This is a genomic window from Paracoccus marinaquae (genome assembly GCF_018860165.1).
GTDB classification, from domain to species: Bacteria; Pseudomonadota; Alphaproteobacteria; order Rhodobacterales; family Rhodobacteraceae; genus Paracoccus; species Paracoccus marinaquae.
The window spans coordinates 1-14,429 of the sequence record NZ_JAHKNG010000060.1 but is presented as its reverse complement, the minus strand read 5'-3'; the positions used below and the strand labels follow the sequence as shown (position 1 = coordinate 14,429).

Below are 14,429 nucleotides of genomic sequence, written 5' to 3'. Positions count from 1 at the left end.
CCGAGACGGCGAAAAAGAAACGAAAGGAGACATCTGCATTGACGCCAACATGACGCGCAGAACATAACAACCGGGTGGGTCAGATCTCGGTGACAATGCCGGGTCAATTCTCAGTGGCAATCAACAGACAGGCATCTCGGCATTGGAGGCCGGCGAGGTCGAGACTGGCGCGGTGACGATCGTTCAGGCGTTGAACGCCTATGGCGAGCATTTCGAGCATCCGGGCTGGCAGATGATCGACTGACGCCGCGGGCGCAGGCATGGGCCGGCGCGGGCGTCACGCCTGCGCCGGCCTTGTCCTGCACGGGCAGCGCCCCTCCAGCAGGTCGGCATCGGCCGCCAGGGCCGTCGCCATGAAGTCCAGAAACAGGCGGATGCGCGCGGTTTGGCGCAGATCCTCGTGAATCAGCAACCACAGGTCCAGCATGAAATCCTCGGGCAGCGCGGCGGCGCGGATCAGGCTGGGGTCGCAATCGGCGATCACGCAAGGCAAGGCAGCAAGTCCGATCCCCGCCTTCGCACCGGCATGGGCGGCGATGATCGAGTTTGTCCGGTAAATCTGTCGCGCATCCGGCCACCAGCGGGCCAGATTGCGGCTGAGCGGGCCATGCGCAGATCCGTAGCCGATCCAGTCACCCTCGGCAGGATCGCCCGGCGGCCGGTCCGCCGCGCCATAGGCGGCAAAGGCCAACCGCCCGACCCGCCGCCCGATCAGCGTCTCCTGTCCCGGATTGCCGATGCGCAGGGCCACGTCCGCCTCGCGCCGGGTCAGGTCCAGCACCGTATCCGCAACGATTACCTCGATCTCGATCTCGGGCCATTCGGCGCGGAAGGCGGCGACATGGCGGGGCAGCACACCCACCGCCAGCAGGTCGGTCGTGGTGATGCGGATCGTCCCAGTGGGCCGCTGGTCCTGTCCGGTAACCTTCAGCGCCAGCGCGGTGATTTCTTCCTCGATGCGGATGACGGAATCGCGCATCTCCTCGCCGGCCTGGGTCAGCGCGTAACCGCCGGGCAGCCGGTCGAACAGGCGCACCCCCAGCCGCGCCTCGAACGCACCGATGCGGCGAAAGACGGTGGAATGGGTAACGCTAAGGCTGCGCGCCGCCCCCGAAAGCGACCCCGCGCGCGCCACGGCCAGAAACAACCGCAGATCGTCCCAATCCTGCGCCTGTGCATTCATGCAATGATCCCTTGTCGAAATTGCCACTCCTGATCCTGAAAGGACAGCATATCTTCAGGTCACAAGCAATGACCGCCCCGCCGGGCGGCGACATGAAAGGAACCAGCCATGACCAAGACCATCCTGCGCAGCGACGAGTTTTCCTGCCCCTCCTGCGTGGTCAAGATCGAAAAGGCGCTGAAGGCGCTGCCCGGCGTCTCCGAGGCCAAGGTGCATTTCAACACCGGCCGCATCGAGGTCGCGCATGACCAGACCGCCGCACCCGTCGATACGCTGGTGCAGACGATCCGCGCCACCGGCTACGAGGCCCGCCCCGCCGCTTTCTGACCCTTTTTCTGCCCGGCCGCGCCTGCCCGCGCGGCCGGGCCTTCAAATTACGAGGCCCCGCATGTTGACCCCTATCCTGACAACCCTTCGCCAGCCGGCCAGCCGGCGCAAATGGCTGACGATCATCAGCGGCGCATTGATCGTGCTTGGCCTGATCGCCCTTTACGGGTTCGGCCTGCGCGGGCTGTGGGCCGCCTCGATGGTGACGGCGGCGTTTGTCGCCGGCTCTGACATCGCGTGGCGGGCGGTGCAGGCGCTGCGCATCCGCCATTTCTCGATTGAACTTCTGGTCACGGTCGCCGCTGTCGGTGCGCTGTTCATCGGCGAATACTGGGAATCCGCCGCCGTCACCTTTCTGTTCAGCTTCGGCGCCTGGCTTGAGGCGCGCACCCTGCGCCAGACCCGCGGCGCGCTGGCCGATCTGCTGAAGGCCGCGCCCGAGATTGCCACGGTGATCCGCGACGGCCAGCCGGTCGAAATCGCCGCCAGCGCCGTGCAACCCAATGAGACCGTGCTGGTGCGCGCCGGCAATCGCATTCCCGTCGATGGCGAGGTGATCGAGGGCGCCGCCGCCGTCTCCGAGGCCGCCATCACCGGCGAGCCGATCCCGGCCGAAAAAGCCCCCGGTTCCCACGTCCATGCCGGCACCATCGCGGAAAACGGCGTCTTGCGCATCCGCGCCACCGGCATCGGTTCCGACACCACGCTGGCCCGCATCATCCGCCGCGTCGAAGAGGCGCAAGAGGAACGCGCCCCCAGCCAGCGCATGATCGAACGCTTCGCCCAATGGTACACGCCCGGCATCATGGTGCTGGCGCTTGGCGCCTGGGCGGTGACGCAGGACATTCGCCTGGCGCTGACGCTGCTGGTGGTGGCCTGCCCCGGCGCGCTGGTGATCTCGACGCCCGTCTCCATCGTGGCCGGCATCGGGCGGGCGGCGCGGTCGGGCATCCTCATCAAGGGCGGCCAGCATCTGGAAAGCGCGGGCCGCATCGACATGCTGGCGCTGGACAAGACCGGCACACTGACCGAGGGCCGCCCGAGTCTGGTCGAGGTGCTGCCGCTGGCGGGCGTTGATCGCAAGGACCTGCTGCATTGGGCGGCGATCGCCGAATCCGGCTCGGATCACCCGCTGGGCCGACCCATCGTCGTCGCCGGCCGGGCCGAAGGTGACATTCCCGCACCCGAGGCGGTCGAGGAAGTTGCCGGCATGGGCCTTGTGGTCAACCATGAGGGCCGGCAGGTCGCGGCCGGCAACCGGCGCCTGTTCGACAAGCTGGGCATCGGCTTTGAGCCCGAGGCCGAGGCCGCCATGGCCGGGGTTCTGGAACGCGGGCGCACGCCGATCATCGTGGCGCTGGACGGGCGGATCGCGGGCATCTTTGGCCTTTCCGACCAGCCCCGGCCCTCGGCCAAGGGCGCCATCGCCCGGCTGCGCGACATCGGCGTCAGCCGCATCGCCATGCTGACCGGCGACCAGCCGCAGGCCGCAAGCGCCATCGCCGCCGAGATCGGCATCACCGAAGTCCACGCCGGCCTGCTGCCCGAGGACAAGCTGGACCTGATCCGCGGCTTTCAGGCCGAGGGCCGCCATGTCGCCATGATCGGCGACGGCATCAACGACGCCCCGGCGCTGGCCGCTGCCGACACCAGCATCGCGATGGGCGCGGCGGGGTCCGATGTGGCGATCGAGACCGCCGACATCGCGCTGATGGGTGACGATCTGGAAAAGCTGCCCGAGGCCATGGCGATCTCTCGCGCGACGCTGCGCAACATGCGCCAGAACCTTGTCATCGCGCTGCTGACGGTGGCGGGGTTGCTGTTCGGGGTCTTCAACGGCGACGTGCATATGGCCGAAGGGATGCTGATCCACCAGCTTTCGGTGTTGGTGGTGATCGCCAACGCCATGCGCCTGCTGCGCGTCCCGCGCGGGCTCGGCGGGCGCCGACCTGTGCCGGCAGCGGTGCCCGCGACCGCCTAGGCGCTTGTGCCTCATCTACAATTCCGCTCCCGTGCCCATGGCGCGGGGGCGTTTTCATGGGGGATGACATGACCGATAGCAATGATGCCAGACAGATCGGTGAGGTTCTGGATTTCTGGTTCCCCGAGGGCCGCGCGCTGGATATCGACCCGGACCGCCATGCCGAACTGTGGCGCTGGCGGATGCATGGCGGTGCGGATGGGGCGATTGCGGCCCGCTTTGGCCCGTTGACCGAACGTGGCGCAGCGGGTGGGCTGGACCACTGGTCCGCCACGCCCGAGGGTCGGCTGGCTCTGATCGTGGTGCTGGACCAGTTTCCGCGCTCGCTGTGGCGGGGCAGCGCGCGGGCCTGGGCGCAAGACACAGAGGCGCTGGCGCAGGCCGAGGCCGGGCTGGACAATGGCGACTGGACAGCGCTTGGCCTGTCCTGGTTCCAGATTACCTTCACGCAGCCGCTGGGCCATGCCGAAGGGCCGGAGCATCTGGCCCGCATCGACCGGCTGATCGCCCTGCGCCGCGACATCGCCACCCGCGCGCCGGCGCCGTTGCGGCCGCTGTATGCCTCGCTCGTCGATCAAGCGGGGCAGGTACGCCGCATCATCGCCAGCTTTGGCCGCCACCCGCACCGCAACGCCATCCTTGGCCGCAGATCGACGCCCGAGGAGGAGGCCTATCTGGAAAAGGGCGCGTTTCCGCATCAGCGCGTCTTTCGGGGATGAGCGCATCCCCACGGGTCAGGCCGGCCGCGCGACACCCGTCGGCGCCTGTCCGGCAACAGACGCCTTCGGCCGGCGGATCGGGTCCGACAACAACCGCAGCCCGTTCAGCACCACCAGCACGGTGCCGCCTTCATGGCCGATCACCACCAGCGGCAACGGCAGATCGAAGAACAGCCCGCCGATGACCAGAACCACCATGGCGCCGATGGCGAAGGTCAGGTTCTGCCGGATCACCCTTGACGTTCGGCGCGACAGGCGGTGCGCGTCCGCAAGCCGCTCCATATCCTCGGACAGCAGCGCCACATCGGCGGCCTGAAGCGCCACCTCGGACCCGGCCGCGCCCATGGCGATGCCGACATCGGCGCGGGCCAGCGCCGCGGCGTCGTTCACGCCGTCGCCGACAAAGGCAACGCGGCCGGTTGCGGCCAGTTCGCCAACCGCGCGAACCTTGTCCTGTGGCAGCATTTCGGCGTGAGTCTCTTCGGGCCTCAGCCCAAGCCGGGCGCCGATGCGCAGCGCCACCGGCCTGCGATCCCCGGTCATCATGACGATGCGGCGGACACCACTGTCGCGCAGGGCCGTGATCGCCCCTGCGGAACTGGCCCGTGCCTCGTCCGCTACGCTGACGGCGCCCAGCAGGGTGGCGCCGCGACCCAGATAGACGACCGTATTGGCGCCATCCGCCAGCGCCTGCAACGCGGGGTGATCCGTTGCAGCCTTCATGTCCTCGGCAAGATAGGCATTGCCCGCCCAAACCGGGCCAAGTGCATCGGCCCCTTCGATACCGATGCCTGGCCGGGCGTTCACATCGGCAACGATTGCTGGATCAAGCCCGCGCGCGGCAACTTCCCGGCGGATCGCGGCGGCGATATGATGCTCGGAATGCGCCTCCAGCCCCGCCAGCAGCGACAGGAACCCGGCCTCGTCGCCATCCAGCGCGACGATTTCCGTCACCTCGGCGCGGCCGGTGGTCAGGGTGCCGGTCTTGTCGAAGGCGAAGATATCGACCTCGGCCAGCGTCTCCAGCGCGCCGCCGCCCTTGAACAGAACACCGCCGCGCGCCGCCGCCGACAGGGCCGACAGGATCGCGGCGGGGACGGAAATGACGATGGCGCAGGGGCTGGCGGCGACCAGCAGCGTGGCGGCGCGGTAAAGCGCCAGTTCCCAGTCGCCGCCCAGCCACCAGAACGTGGCAAAGGCGATCACCGCACCCGCCAGCACCGCGACCGTGTAGCGCTGGCCGAACCATTCGCTGAACCGCTCTGAGGGTGCGCGGGCGGCCTGCGCCTCGGTCACCAGGCGGATCATGCGGGCGATGGTGCTGTCGCTGACGCTGCGCGTGACCTCGACCTCCAGCACGCCGTCCAGATTGATCGTGGCCTCGAAAACCTGCGCACCGGCCTCTTTTGACACGGGCATGGATTCGCCGGTGATGTTGGCCTCGTCGATGCCGCCGCGCCCGGTGACGACCACGCCATCACTGGGCACCCGGGCGCCGGGGCGCAGCACCACCACATCGCCGACGGCCAGCACCTCGGCGGGAACTTCCTCGACAGCGCCGTTGGCGGTCTTGCGCAAGGCGGTCTCGGGGCGCAGCGCCATCAGCGCCTCGATGGCGCGGCGGGCGCGGCCAAGCGCGCGTTCCTCCAGCGTGGTCGAGATGCTGAACAGCGTCAGCAGCACCGCACCCTCGAACGGGGCGCCGACGATTGCGGCGGCGATTGCCGCGACGATCATCAACAGGTCGATGTCAAGCACGCGCGCGCGCCACAGTTCCGACAGCGCGCGCCAGCCGGTGGGCAGGCCGCCAGCCAGATAGACTAGCACCAGCCCCGGTAGCTCCAGAGCGTCGAAAGCTCCGCTGGGCAGCCATCTGCCGGCTGCCGCCATCGCCATGCCGAGCACGGTGACGAGCGAAAGGGTCAGTGACAGGTCAACGGGTGGAAAGCGCTTCATGTCGGGCTCCTGGCGGACGAGGTCGCGGCTGGCAGCCGCCATCGCTGGCTGGGTGAGTGGATCAATCGGATGGCTTATGGCACCGCAATGCAAAGGCCGCGATGGCTATCCAGATGGCGCTGCGCAGGATCATCGCGCCCATGGTGCGTGCTTCCCATGCGCCGCCGGCACCGACATGCCACAGGAAGGCAGCGAAGACGGCCACCGTGGCCGTGGCAATGGCAATCGCCAGCATCGGTGCCCAGCCCGCGCCGCGCCACAGGCCGATCCCAGCCAGAACATAGGCAAAGCCCGCGCCGAAATTGAACCACAGCACGAATGGCACCACTGCCCTCATATCGACGCCGCCGAACAGCGCCCTGCCGCCCGAGACGAGGGTGAGCAGGCCGAAGATCACTGCGACGGCGGCGGCGATAGCCAGGGCGCGGGTTCTTGCGGGCATGAGATGTCTCCGGATCAGGCGTCGGCGAGGCGGCCGTCGCGCAGGTATATCAGGCGGTCGAAACGGTCGAAGATCTTTTCGTCATGGGTGACTGTCACGATGCAGGCTTCCTGTTCGACCGCGAGCTTGCGCATGAGGTCCATCACCAGCCCGGCGCGCGCGCCGTCGAGCGCGGCGGTGGGTTCGTCGGCCAGGATGATGCGGGGACGGTTGGCCAGCGCGCGGGCAATCGCCACGCGCTGCGCTTCGCCACCCGACAGCAGCGCCGGCTTGACCATCGCGCGATGGCCGACTTCCAGGTAGTCCAGCAGTTCGCGCGCCCGCGCCCGGCCCTCCTCGGTGGGGCGGCCGGCAAGATCGAGCACGACAGCGACATTCTCCTGCGCTGTCAGAAAGGGCAGCAGGTTGTGGCTCTGGAAGATGAAGCCGATCTTGTCGAGACGAAGCCGCCTCAGGTCGCGCCGCAGCCATTTGCCGTCGAACACCGGCTCACCGTCCAGCACCACCCGTCCCCCCGAGGGGGCGAGAATGCAGCCGATGATGTTGAGCAGCGTCGTCTTGCCCGAACCGGAAGGGCCGAGCAGCGCGATCACCTCGCCGGCCCGCACGGTCAGATCGACCGCCCGCAGGGCATCGACGCGGGTTTCGCCCTCGCCGAAATGCTTGGCCACGTTCGAGACCTCGATGAGGATGTCGCCGAGCGCCATGTCGGTCAACTTCCGAGCGCGGTGGCCGGGTCGACCTTCATCGCCGCCCGCACGCCGAGCGCCGAGGATAGAAGGCAGACGGCGGCGATAATGCCGGCAAGGACCATGACGTTGAACGGCTCCAGCACCACGCGGCGGGGAAAGTAGTCCTTCACCGTCAGGATCAGCATCAGCCCGATCCCCCAGCCCGCGGCACCAAGGATCAGCGCCTGCTGCACGATCAGCGCGACGATGGCGCGGTCGGGGGCTCCGATCAGCTTCAGCGTGGCGATCTGCTTCAGCTTCTCCATGGTCATCGTGTAGATGATGAGGGCGATCACCACGGCGCTGACGGACAGCAGGATGCCGAGGAACAGCCCGATCTGGCGGCGCGCCTTGTCGACCACCGAGGCGAGCAGCAGCTCCTCCTGTTCGACCTGGGTCATCGCGGCGAGGTGCTTCCACTGGCGCACGGTGGCGGTCAGCAGATCGACATCGGCGCCCGGCGACATGCGGGCAATTATGGTGGCGACCGAGGCGGACTTGACGGAAACTGCGCCACGCGCGGTCTGCACCCGCTGGGCCGCCGGGTCGAGTTCGGTTTGCAGCGCCATCGCGTCGGCCAGCGTCACATAGACTGCCGGATCCCCGCCCGAGTTCATCGCGCCTTCCACAAGCCCGACCACGGTGAAGCGGTCGCGCCCGAGCCGGATCGTCTCGCCCGGCAGCAGGCCGGTCTTGCGGTCGGCCACCAGTTCGAAATGGCCGGCGCCGATGCCGCGCCCCTCGGCGATCGCCTGCGGCCCGCCCGGACGCCCCGGCTCGTATCCGATGACGTAGAGACGCAGCGTTTGCCCGGTGTGGGCCGCTTCGACGTTCTGGTAGTTCACCGCGCCGGCCTCGGCCACGCCGGGCATCCGCGCCACTGCATCGCGCGTGTCGGCGGGAATGCTGGAGGCTTCCGCGAACGGTCCCTTGGTGCCGGCCTCCACCACCCAGACATCCGCCGCCGGCGCCTTCACCACCGCCAGCGCGTCCGAGACGAGGCCGTTATAGATACCGATCATCGCCAGCACGACCGTCATCAACAGCCCCAGCCCGAAACAGGTCAGCACGAAGCGGAACAGGCCATGGCGAATGTCCTTGAGCGCGAGGTTCATGGCGCCTCGCCGACGCGGGCGCGCCGGCCCTCTGCGGCGCCCTTCGGCGGGCTGGTGACGATGGCGGCTCCTTCGGGCAGGCCGCCCGTGACCTCGACGCGGCCGCGATCATCGCGGGCGCCGAAGGTCAGCCCCACCCGCGCAAGGCGGCTATCCTGCACCGTCCAGACCGTGCCGCGATGGCCGTCGAAGCCGGTGATGGCGACCTCGGGCACCATCAGTGCGCTGTCCCTGTTGCCGGTGGTGATACGAACCTCCGCCTGTTCGCCGAGGAACATCTCAGGCGGGCAGTCGGCGCAGGTCAGCCAGACGCGGCGCTCCTCGTTCACCCGGTCGCTTTCGATGCCGATGCGGGCGATTGTGCCGTGGAATTCGGCCGAAGGCTGCGAACGCAACCGGATCGTGCCCGGCTGGCCCAGAGAAAGCTGACCCGCGCGTTCTTCGTCGACATAGGCCTGGATCCAGATGGTGGCCGGATCGATCAGCGTGAAGATCGCATCGCCGGTCTTCACCACCGTGCCCGGCTCGGCATGGCGCGCGACGATCAGCGCGTCATAGGGTGCGAGCAGCCGGTGATGGGCGAGAAGGGCTTCCTCCTGCCGCAATGCAGCCGCCGCATCAAGGCTCTGTGCCCGAATCACTGCCACATCCGCCTCGGCCACGGCCAGATCGGCGCGGGCCACATCCTCGTCGCGCTGCGCCTCCTCGGCGCGCTGGACCGAGGCGACATCGCGCAGCGCCAGTCCCTGCTGGCGGCGGTTCGCCGCCTCGCGCTGCGCCAGGACGGCGCGGGCGCGCACGACCGCGGCATCGGCCTTGGCAAGATTGGCCTCGTTGGCTGTCACCGCTGCGCCGGCGCGGGCAACGCGCGCTTCCTGTTCGGCAGAGTGAAGGATGGCCAGTTCCTGCCCCTTGGCCACACTGTCCCCGGCATCGCCGGAAAGCCGGGTCAGGGCGGCGCCCACCTCGAAGCCGACGCGGCTGAGTATTCGCGCCTCGACAGTGCCGAGCCCGTAGATGCGAAGGGCCACATCATGTTCGGGCTGAACGATCGCCACCGTCAGGGGGCGTTCGGTGAAGAACAGAAAGCCGGCAGCGACAGCCGCCGCCAGAAGAAGACCCGATAGCCAGATGCGCCGCATCGTCTATTTTCCTTCCGCGGCCAGAAGCCGGCACTGTACGTCGAACAGGCGCAGCCCCTCGGCTCGCAAATCGAAATCGCGGGCGCCGAGCGCCCAGCGGATCGCCACGCCCTGCACGAGCGAGGTCAGCAGCACCGCCGCATCGTTTGCGGGCATGTCGCCGCGCAGAACCCCTGCTTCCTGCGCGGTTCTGATCTCCGTCGCCAGAAGGCCGTGGAAGGTCGTGAGCCTACCGTGAAAGGTGGCGCGCAGCTCAGCGTTGGTGACATTCAACTCACGCGAAAACAGCAGCATCGGCAGGGCGGGGGTGGCGGCGATCTGCGCGAACTGCGCGGCGATCAGCGCACGCAGCCGGACAAGCGGCCCGTCGCCGAGGTTCAAGGCCCCATCCCAGGCCAATGCAAGCCCTTCGGCCACATGCTCGGCCACGGCCTGCCACAGCGCGTCCTTGGTCGGGAAATGCCGGAACAGCGCGGCCTGCGTGACGCCAATCTGCGACGCGACCGCCCCCGTCGTCACCCGGTCCGGCCCGATCCCGTCGGCCAGGTCGAGCACGGTGGCCACGATCTCGGCCTTGCGAAGCTCCGCTGATTTTCGCACGGGGCACCTGTTAGTTAGTGAGTAGTCACAAACATATTTAGGCAACCTCATGCGATGCGTCAATCACGAGGTGTCATTTTCTGCATGCATTGATTGCCACGACACCGGGAACGAGGTGGGCAAGATAGAGGCCGGCCTATCTCTGCCCGCGACGCGGTGAATACGGAATGTTCGGCGAGCGCTTCGACGCTTGAGTATCTGAAACCGCATGGACCGGGCGAGATACACAAAGGTCATGACACTCCCAAATATCGCCGTTGCGGAGGTCTTCCCGCTGTTGTTGGGACCAACGAAGAGCGTCTCCTGATCCTCAAAATCGATCTGGACATTCTCGAGGCGCCGGAAGTTGCGGATCGCGACCGAATTGAGCTTCATGAATCCCCCTCGCAGTGTAATTTTCTCTGCACACCGTAGGATCTCTGGCCATGGCGACGCAACGTGAACTCAATAATGCAGAAGTACGTCAGCACAAGTGGCACTATGAATATGTGCTTGCTGTGGATTGGCTTCTCTGTCGGCCCGTGCAGCGGCTGAAAGGTGCCCGTCGTCACGCCATGTGCATCAAGTCGCGGTCAGCTTCCGCCGTTCAAGCGCTAAAAGCTCAATTCGACCGTTCACACTTTGCAGGTGCGGCGATTATCCACGAGGCCCTGCTTCGTTGCCAATTTCGGGTGGCGGGGGAAAGTCTTCCCCCTGGTCGGCACTGCGTTGCCGACGCACCCCCTTCAGCGGGGAGACCTCCGCAACGCCCCCAGAGAGTAAGAGTGCGGACTGGGTTTGCCGTGACGGGTTGAGGGCTGGAGAAGAGGTCTCCGGCGCCCGTCGCGGAGATCATCCCGATGGCCAGACAGGATCGCGCTGCCGATGGCGCGCGCAGCAATCTTTACGATGACATTACCGGCAAGATTATCGCCGAACTGGAGGCAGGGCGGCTTCCCTGGGTTCAGCCATGGGGGACATCGGCAGCGAAAGCGCCGCTTGCCATGCCGCGAAATGCCGCGACCTCGCGGCAATATTCCGGGATCAACATCCTGATCCTCTGGGGCGCCGTGGTCCAGCACGGCTACCCTTCCCAGCACTGGCTCACCTATCGCCAGGCGGCGGCGCTCGGCGGCAATGTCATGAAGGGCGAGCGTGGCACCACCGTCGTCTTTGCCGACCGCTTCACGCCGGAAGACGAGAAGCGCCGCGCCCGCGAGACCGGCGAGGAGCCGGGACGCATCCCGTTCCTGAAGCGTTTCACCGTTTTCAATGCCGCGCAATGCGAGGGCCTGCCCGAGGAGATCGCGGTGGAGGCACCGCCCCCGCCGCCCGGCATGATCGAGCCTCGGGTGGAGGCGTTGATCCGGGCCACCGGCATCGACTTCCGCATCGGCGGGGATCGTGCCTTCTACGTCCCATCACAGGACTTCGTGATGGTCCCGCCGCCGCAAGCCTATTTCGAGCCGATCAACTGGCACCGGACGGCGCTGCACGAGATGGGGCACGCCACCGGCCATGCCTCGCGCCTGGGGCGGGATTTCTCGGGCAGCTTCGGCACGAAGAAATACGCCTTCGAGGAGCTAGTGGCCGAGATGAACGCCGCCTTCTGCTGCGCCACGCTCGGGATCGTGCCGACCGTGCGCCATGCCGATTACATCGGCTCCTGGCTGGAGGTGCTGCGCGAGGACAACCGCGCCATCGTCCGTGCTGCCTCGCAGGCCAGCAAAGCGGCTGACTGGCTGCTGTCGCATCTGCCAGCCGAAGATGCCGGGGAACCGGATGCGGCATCGACCGAAGGGAGGGTCGCGGCCTGATCCTCCTGACCGGAACGCAACGCGACCGGCTTCTGGCCAATGATCGCCAGCGCGATGTGGACCACATCCCCGTCGTGAAATTCTTCAACCCCTTCGGTGCAGGCGTCTGGCTCGCCACCGAACTGGATGAGGGCGGTGACATCATGTTCGGTCTTGCCGATATCGGCTGCCCCGAACTCGGCTCGTGGAGCCTGGAAGAATTGCGCTTGATCCGGTTGCCTTTCGGCATGGGAATCGAGCGGGATCTGCTCTTCACCGGGGATTTCCCGATCTCGGTCTGGGCGGAGGCTGCGTGGGAAACCGGCAGCATCCGGGCGGCGGAACGAGCCCTCTACCGCGCCGGTGCGGCATTCACCCGCACATCCACAGATACGGAAAGCCGGGAATCCTGATTTCCGGTTGCCGGCTTTGTGGCCTGGCGTCGCACTCTTCAGAGGAAGAGGGCGGCGCTTCGCTTCGTGACGGGTTGGAGGTCGAGAGAGTGGCTCCCGGCCGCCCGTCGCGGAGAAATCACCATGGCCAAAGCTGCCAGGAAGAAGCCCGTCGCCCCGATGATCGTCTTTTCACGGGCGCGCGACATTCCGTTCAACCGGATCAGGCTGTCGGACAGCAATGTTCGCGAGACTGACGTCGAGGCGGGTCTGGACGAACTTACCCATGACATCGACCGGCGCGAGGATCTCGTGCAGGGCCTCAACGTTCGCGCCATCCTCGACGAGGACGGCAACGAGACCGGCGATTTCGAGACACCGGCCGGCGGCCGCCGCTACAGGTCCATCGCGCGCCTCGTCGAGGCCGGTCGCTTCCCGGCCGACGGCCTCGTCCCCTGCATCGTCAAGAAGGCCGATGCCAAGACCTCGGCCGTCGACGACTCGCTGGCCGAGAACCTGCTGCGCCTCGCCCTGCATCCACTCGACCAGTTCAAGGCGTTCAAGCGGATGTTCGACATGGGCATGTCAAAGGAGGAGATCGCCGACGCCTGGCGGACCACGCCGCGCTACATCATGCAGCGCCTTCGCCTCGCCACCGTCGCGCCGGCGCTGCACGACGCCTATGCGCGGAATGAGATGACGCTGGCGATGCTGGAAGCCTTCACCGTCAATCCCGACCACGAGCGCCAGCAGCAGGTCTGGGAGCGGATCAGCACGTCGTGGCAGAAAGAGCCCTGGCACATCCGCAACATGCTGACCGAGACCACGGTTCCGGCCGCCGACAAGCGCGCCCGCTTCGTCGGCATTGACGCCTATGAGGCGGCGGGCGGCCCGGTGCTGCGCGATCTCTTCTCCGAGGAGAACGGCGGCTGGTTGCAGGACGTCACGCTTCTCGACCGGCTGGTCGACGAGAAGCTGCGCGCCGTCGCCGACGAGATCGCCGGTCAGGGCTGGAAGTGGATCGACGCGGCGGTCGAGCTTCCCTACGGCCACACCAACGGCCTGCGCAGGCTGGTCGGTGTGACCCAGGAGCTGACCGACGAGGAGCGCGCCACCCGCGAGGCGCTGCGCGACGAGTATGACGAACTCGAAGCGCAGTATGCAGAAGCCCAAGACCTGCCCGATGAGGTCGATCAACGGCTCGGGGAGATTGAGGCCGAGCTGGACGCCTTCGAGAACCGGCCGATCAGCTTCGCGCCGGAAGACATCGCCCGTGCCGGTGTCTTCGTCAGCATCGGCCGCGAGGGCGAGTTGATCGTCAGCCCCGGTTATGTCCGCCCCGAGGACGAGCAGCCTGAGACCGTCGATGGTGAGGATGCCGGCGAAGGTGCCGACCCGTCCGGTCCCGATGCCGTGCAGCGTGCGGTCATCACCGTCGGCGGCGAGCCGGTTCCGGACGCCGATGAAGAGGAGGACGATGCCGTCAAGCCACTGCCCGAGCGGCTGGTGACGGACCTGACCGCCTGGCGGACGCTGGCGCTGCGCAATGCGCTTGCCGAGAATCCGCGCGTCGCCATGACGGCGCTGCTGCACAAGCTGGTTCTCGATACTTTCAAGCGCACCGCCACCTCGGGAACCAGCCTCTATGCCGCCGTGCGTCATATCTATCTTCCCACGGATGCGACCGGGCTCGCTGACAGCGCCGCCGCGAAGATGATCGACGAGCGCGCGGACGCCTGGCGGGGCGACATCCCCGCTGGCGATGACGACCGGCTCTGGGATTGGATCGACGGTCTCGACGATGCCAGCCGCCTGGCGCTGCTCGCCCATTGCGTCAGTTTCGGGGTCAACGCGCTTTACGAGCGGCCCAACCCCTATTCGGGGAATGGCATCTCGCAGCACGGTCTCGACCGCCGCATGGCCGAGGCCGAACGGCTGGCTGTTGATTGCCACTGAGAATTGACCCGGCAACCGCCAAAATTGTCATTGAGAATTGACCCATGTGCAACCCTGCCTCGGCTTGAAGCAGCTGGAGGCATACGGAGTGATCGACATGGGATTTTTGA

The 14,429-nt window shown here is 67.2% G+C and carries 14 protein-coding genes; 6 read left to right on the top strand and 8 right to left on the bottom strand.

Features of this window, described 5'->3' with window-relative positions:
* Positions 1–277: 277 nt before the first annotated feature.
* The gene (locus KNW02_RS18945) at positions 278–1,183 is read right to left on the bottom strand and encodes a LysR family transcriptional regulator (RefSeq protein WP_216034761.1); all 906 of its coding nucleotides are present in this window, start codon (positions 1,181–1,183) and stop codon (positions 278–280) included.
* Between the two features lie 108 nt (positions 1,184–1,291).
* On the opposite strand from KNW02_RS18945, the gene KNW02_RS18940 reads away from it, so the two are divergent.
* The 3 genes from KNW02_RS18940 (at position 1,292) to KNW02_RS18930 (ending at position 4,210) form a co-directional block, all read left to right on the top strand.
* Positions 1,292–1,510: a heavy-metal-associated domain-containing protein gene (locus KNW02_RS18940; protein WP_011749557.1), complete on the top strand. Its 219-nt coding sequence runs from the start codon at positions 1,292–1,294 to the stop codon at positions 1,508–1,510.
* Positions 1,511–1,571: 61 nt separating this feature from the next.
* Entirely contained in the window at positions 1,572–3,491 is a 1,920-nt protein-coding gene (locus tag KNW02_RS18935; RefSeq protein WP_216034760.1) for a heavy metal translocating P-type ATPase, read from the top strand.
* A gap of 68 nt (positions 3,492–3,559) precedes the next feature.
* Positions 3,560–4,210 (top strand): DUF924 family protein, encoded by a 651-nt coding sequence (locus KNW02_RS18930; RefSeq protein ID WP_128493043.1) that lies wholly within the window; start codon positions 3,560–3,562, stop codon positions 4,208–4,210.
* A 15-nt stretch (positions 4,211–4,225) separates the two neighbouring features.
* On the opposite strand, the gene KNW02_RS18925 is transcribed toward KNW02_RS18930, so the two are convergent.
* The 7 genes from KNW02_RS18925 to KNW02_RS18895 all read right to left on the bottom strand — a co-directional run bounded on the left by KNW02_RS18925 (position 4,226) and on the right by KNW02_RS18895 (position 10,571).
* Complete coding sequence (locus KNW02_RS18925; protein WP_073067838.1) at positions 4,226–6,166, bottom strand: heavy metal translocating P-type ATPase; 1,941 nt, start codon at positions 6,164–6,166, stop codon at positions 4,226–4,228.
* A 61-nt stretch (positions 6,167–6,227) separates the two neighbouring features.
* The gene (locus KNW02_RS18920) at positions 6,228–6,608 is read right to left on the bottom strand and encodes a hypothetical protein (protein WP_216034759.1); all 381 of its coding nucleotides are present in this window, start codon (positions 6,606–6,608) and stop codon (positions 6,228–6,230) included.
* Positions 6,609–6,622: 14 nt separating this feature from the next.
* Positions 6,623–7,315, bottom strand: a complete 693-nt coding sequence (locus tag KNW02_RS18915) for an ABC transporter ATP-binding protein (RefSeq protein ID WP_073067840.1) — start codon at positions 7,313–7,315, stop codon at positions 6,623–6,625.
* 5 nt (positions 7,316–7,320) lie between these two features.
* The gene (locus KNW02_RS18910) at positions 7,321–8,454 is read right to left on the bottom strand and encodes an ABC transporter permease (protein ID WP_216034758.1); all 1,134 of its coding nucleotides are present in this window, start codon (positions 8,452–8,454) and stop codon (positions 7,321–7,323) included.
* On the bottom strand, positions 8,451–9,596 hold the full coding sequence (locus tag KNW02_RS18905; RefSeq protein WP_216034757.1) for an efflux RND transporter periplasmic adaptor subunit: 1,146 nt from the start codon (positions 9,594–9,596) through the stop codon (positions 8,451–8,453). The genes KNW02_RS18910 and KNW02_RS18905 overlap by 4 nt, the downstream gene beginning before the upstream one ends.
* Before the next feature lie 3 nt (positions 9,597–9,599).
* Positions 9,600–10,160 carry a TetR/AcrR family transcriptional regulator gene (locus tag KNW02_RS18900; protein ID WP_231000332.1) on the bottom strand — a complete coding sequence of 187 codons (561 nt, stop codon included), beginning with the start codon at positions 10,158–10,160 and terminating at the stop codon, positions 9,600–9,602.
* Between the two features lie 99 nt (positions 10,161–10,259).
* Positions 10,260–10,571, bottom strand: coding sequence for an AAA family ATPase (locus tag KNW02_RS18895; protein ID WP_216034756.1), 312 nt, complete (start codon positions 10,569–10,571; stop codon positions 10,260–10,262).
* Between the two features lie 464 nt (positions 10,572–11,035).
* Here KNW02_RS18895 and KNW02_RS18890 point away from each other — a divergent pair, with 464 nt between their 5' ends.
* From KNW02_RS18890 to KNW02_RS18880, 3 genes are all read left to right on the top strand, one after another.
* Positions 11,036–11,992, top strand: a complete 957-nt coding sequence (locus KNW02_RS18890) for an ArdC family protein (RefSeq protein ID WP_090848920.1) — start codon at positions 11,036–11,038, stop codon at positions 11,990–11,992.
* Complete coding sequence (locus tag KNW02_RS18885) at positions 11,914–12,384, top strand: DUF2958 domain-containing protein (protein ID WP_431356775.1); 471 nt, start codon at positions 11,914–11,916, stop codon at positions 12,382–12,384. Before KNW02_RS18890 ends, KNW02_RS18885 begins: the two co-directional genes overlap by 79 nt.
* A 123-nt stretch (positions 12,385–12,507) precedes the next feature.
* Positions 12,508–14,319, top strand: a complete 1,812-nt coding sequence (locus KNW02_RS18880) for a ParB/RepB/Spo0J family partition protein (RefSeq protein ID WP_216034755.1) — start codon at positions 12,508–12,510, stop codon at positions 14,317–14,319.
* Positions 14,320–14,429 lie beyond the last annotated feature (110 nt).

What these genes read in the sequence shown, in the direction of transcription:
- KNW02_RS18880 (WP_216034755.1), top strand. Translation starts at nt 12,508, where the DNA reads ATGGCCAAAGCTGCCAGGAAGAAGCCCGTCGCCCCGATGATCGTCTTT.
- KNW02_RS18940 (WP_011749557.1), top strand. Translation starts at nt 1,292, where the DNA reads ATGACCAAGACCATCCTGCGCAGCGACGAGTTTTCCTGCCCCTCCTGC.
- KNW02_RS18895 (WP_216034756.1), bottom strand. Translation starts at nt 10,571, where the DNA reads ATGAAGCTCAATTCGGTCGCGATCCGCAACTTCCGGCGCCTCGAGAAT.
- KNW02_RS18935 (WP_216034760.1), top strand. Translation starts at nt 1,572, where the DNA reads ATGTTGACCCCTATCCTGACAACCCTTCGCCAGCCGGCCAGCCGGCGC.
- KNW02_RS18905 (WP_216034757.1), bottom strand. Translation starts at nt 9,596, where the DNA reads ATGCGGCGCATCTGGCTATCGGGTCTTCTTCTGGCGGCGGCTGTCGCT.
- KNW02_RS18945 (WP_216034761.1), bottom strand. Translation starts at nt 1,183, where the DNA reads ATGAATGCACAGGCGCAGGATTGGGACGATCTGCGGTTGTTTCTGGCC.
- KNW02_RS18910 (WP_216034758.1), bottom strand. Translation starts at nt 8,454, where the DNA reads ATGAACCTCGCGCTCAAGGACATTCGCCATGGCCTGTTCCGCTTCGTG.
- KNW02_RS18920 (WP_216034759.1), bottom strand. Translation starts at nt 6,608, where the DNA reads ATGCCCGCAAGAACCCGCGCCCTGGCTATCGCCGCCGCCGTCGCAGTG.
- KNW02_RS18890 (WP_090848920.1), top strand. Translation starts at nt 11,036, where the DNA reads ATGGCCAGACAGGATCGCGCTGCCGATGGCGCGCGCAGCAATCTTTAC.
- KNW02_RS18930 (WP_128493043.1), top strand. Translation starts at nt 3,560, where the DNA reads ATGACCGATAGCAATGATGCCAGACAGATCGGTGAGGTTCTGGATTTC.
- KNW02_RS18925 (WP_073067838.1), bottom strand. Translation starts at nt 6,166, where the DNA reads ATGAAGCGCTTTCCACCCGTTGACCTGTCACTGACCCTTTCGCTCGTC.
- KNW02_RS18915 (WP_073067840.1), bottom strand. Translation starts at nt 7,315, where the DNA reads ATGGCGCTCGGCGACATCCTCATCGAGGTCTCGAACGTGGCCAAGCAT.